Source organism: Sphingomonas sp. 37zxx (assembly GCF_000786205.1).
Lineage (GTDB): Bacteria > Pseudomonadota > Alphaproteobacteria > Sphingomonadales > Sphingomonadaceae > Sphingomonas.
This window is the reverse complement of the sequence record NZ_JROH01000019.1, coordinates 1-3,301: the sequence shown is the minus strand read 5'-3', so window position 1 is coordinate 3,301 and position 3,301 is coordinate 1. Positions and strand designations below refer to the sequence as shown.

3 protein-coding genes are annotated in these 3,301 nt (G+C 63.2%); all 3 read right to left on the bottom strand.

The window, feature by feature from the left end:
- A partial coding sequence (locus tag QU44_RS09765; RefSeq protein WP_052134604.1) for a Gfo/Idh/MocA family protein occupies nucleotides 1-902 on the bottom strand: 902 nt, incomplete at its 3' end.
- Nucleotides 903-980: 78 nt separating this feature from the next.
- Nucleotides 981-2,915, bottom strand: coding sequence for an alpha/beta hydrolase family protein (locus QU44_RS09760; RefSeq protein ID WP_033921924.1), 1,935 nt, complete (start codon nucleotides 2,913-2,915; stop codon nucleotides 981-983).
- A gap of 76 nt (nucleotides 2,916-2,991) precedes the next feature.
- A partial coding sequence (locus tag QU44_RS09755; protein WP_231621691.1) for a TolC family protein occupies nucleotides 2,992-3,301 on the bottom strand: 310 nt, incomplete at its 5' end.

Sequence of the window (3,301 nt, the reverse complement as noted above, 5' to 3'; positions counted from 1 at the left end):
GCGTCCGCCGCCATGTCTTCTCCGAAACGCTCGGCACCGGCTCCACCTCGCGCCGCGAACACTGCGACTAGAAATTCGAGAAAGGCATCGGCTGGCGGAACGGTGATCGACAAGGGTGCGCTATGCAGCCGCGCCGTGATCGATGCGGGCGCATCCGGCGCGGTGGTAAATAGCCGATCGATACTCACTACCATATCCGGTCCAATCACCGTCGCTTGGTTCACATAGCCCGATACAGCGCCGAAATGTCCCGTGACCGTGCGACCACCGGGATAGCGCATCAAGAGACCGAACCCGATGTCGCCAGGCAGCGTTTCGCACGTGATACGCTGCGGCATCGCATCAAAAAATACTCGGCCCAGCGAAACCGCGTAAGGGCCAAGATCAAGCAACGCCCCGCCGCCGAGCGCAGGGTCATGACGAAAATTGTGTGGGGGCAAGGGTGGATAGCTGAACGCCGCAACGACATGATTCGGGACCGATCCAGCCGCGGCAAACGCCGCTTGAACCGCGGCGATTTGGGGGTGATAGGCATACACCGTCGCCTCGGCCAGCAGCCGTCCGGCAGAACGGGCCTTGCCGACCAATCGCAGGCTCTCCTGCGGGTCGGTGGTCGCGGGCTTGTCGACGATCACGTCGCGCCCCGACGCCAACGCCGCCGCAACCAGTTCGGCATGCAGACTGTTGACGGTTGAAATCCAAACCAGCGACGCCGCGCTACGGTCGAGCGCGTCGGCATAGTCCTTGAAATCAAGGCCAACCACGCCCGCCGGCCGAGCAATACTGTCGTGCCCCCGTCGCGAGGCAATGTCGATCCGCCCCACGCCAGCGGCCTCAAGCGCCGGCAACACGCGGCGCTGTATGATTTCGGAATTGGCCAGGATCAGCACGTGCGGAATCATCAATCGACCCCTGCTAGCTGTCTGGCGGCCTCGATACCGCGTTGCACGTGCGTGTCCCCAATCATCGCCGATGCCCGCTCAAACCGGGTTGTGCGCGGCCAGAAACGTCTCCAGCGCCTTCAGGAATTGCAGCCGGTCTTCACCTCGCGTGAAGTAATGATCGGCTTCGGGCTGCTCGATATACGTGACATTTTTGCCCGTCGCACGCAGGTCTTCGACCAATTCGCGCGATTGGGCGATGGGAACCACCCGGTCCTTCTTGCCATGCACGATCAGCATCGGGATCGAAAAATCCTTGGCGAAATTGATCGGGGACACCCCCTTCAGATCGGGTGCCTGCATCTTCAGCCAGTCCTTGCGCGCGCCAGCCCCCAGGAAGCTGCTGTCGTGGCGCTGCATCCGGTTTAGATCGGACACCCCGGCATAGGAAACCGCGCAGCGATACAGCCCTCCGTCACGCTGCGCCGCCCGCATCGCCGCATAGCCGCCATAGGATGCGCCCACCATGCAAACCCGTTTGGGATCGGCAATCCCCTGCGCCGTAAGCGCGGTCACCACGTCGTTCAGATCGTCCTGCATCGCCAGGCCCCATTGCCCCGCCCCCTTTTCGGTGAACGGCGTGCCATAGCCCGAAGACCCGCGATAATTGGGCTGCACCACCACATAGCCGCGATTGGCGAGGAATTGGGTCCACCAGTCCCATTCCTCCGAATCGCGTGCAAACGGCCCGCCGTGCGGCATGACGATCAGCGGCGCGTTGGTGGTATCGGCACGCGGCAGCGTCAGCACCGCCGCGATTTCCAGCCCGTCGCGCGCCTTATAGCGGATGGTCCGCACCGGGTGCAGCCGCTTCATTCCGATGGTGCTGTTGTTCGCGCCAAGCATCGTCAGCGATGCGTCGGCGCGATCATACACGAAATAGGCACCGGGCGCGTCGGCACCGCCAACATGGACGATCGCTTTTTGATGATCGCGGCTCAGCGACACGATCCGGGGCGATCCGTTCTTGATCTGGTCCGCGATGGCCTTTTGCATTGCCGCCATTTCAGGGTCGGTCCAAACGACTCCCGGCTGCTCCTGCAAGACGCTGATGCCGACATAGCCATAGCCGGTGGCATCCCGCCTGAGCCCCCCGATGTCATAGCCCTTGGTGGCGAATAATTGCTTGCCACGCTCGAGCGTCCGCACATCGAGTTCATACAGCGCTGAATAGCCGTCTTCATCGTCTGCGATCGTCAGCGCCTTGCCCGGCTCCCGCAGAAACAAGGTGGGTACCGTCAGGCCCTCAAAATGAGTGCGCGCCCGGTCGATGACCTGATAGCCGTCACGCGCGCTGTTGCGATACAATACCCGGCGGTTACGCCCGTCGTCGCTGGTGCCGATACCCATGCGGACGGTGCCACTCCCGTCGGCATACCAGTTCCACACCCCGTCACGGCCAACCTGCACCACCTTGCCTTTGCCGGTCGAGACATCGATTTCGCGGACATGGGGCCAAAAGCCTGTCTCATTCCGATAAATCGAGCTTTGGGATGCCATCAGGATGCGCGGACTGCCGTCATTGGCGAACCACAGCACGTCATCGGCATTTTGCCCGCCCTCCCGCGCGCCAAGGTCGACCAGCTTTCCCCCGGCGACCGGCACGCTGACGGCGCGGCGGATGTACCAATCGTCACCCTCAACCGGCACCAGCCTGCCGACGCCGATGACCAGCCAGTCGTCATTCACCCATTGCCACCAGTTGAGATCGACTTCCCCCGCACCGATCAACCGCCGTTTGCCGGTGTCCAGCGACAGGATCGAGAAATACTGGTTGCCATTCACCGCGATCTTGCCGGCGATCATCTTGCCGTTCGGTGACAGTTCGGGCTCCTGGGTTGCCGGAACCTCGGCAAATACCTCGGTGTCATAGCGTGGCGGCGAAGCCGCCGGCGGCTTCGCCACGCCCTGCGCCAGCCCGGCACCTGCCGAAGTCAGTGCCGCCATCAGCAGCCAATTGCGAAATCCAGCCATGCTATCCCCCAGTTCCCCAAGGATAGTTTGCCCATGCACAAGGCGGCGCGCAAGCCGGCAAACGCGCCATTCCCGTTCAGCGCGGCGGAGCCTGGCCGCCCACCGCCCGGTACAGCGCGATCCGGGTGCGCGCCGCGTCGCCCTGCGCTTCGATCGCCGCACTGCGTGAGGTGTTGGCGGTACGTTCTGCGTCGATGACGGTCAGGAAGCTATCGAGGCCGCGCGCATAGCGTTCGCGCGCCAGCGCCGCCGCGTCGCGATCGTCGACCGGGGAACGCGACCGTTCCTGAAAATGGTCCGCATTGCAGGTGTGGGCGACACTTGCTGACCCTGACGGACCCAACCCATCGGCAATCTGGGCACTTCCAATAACCCCTCGACATATT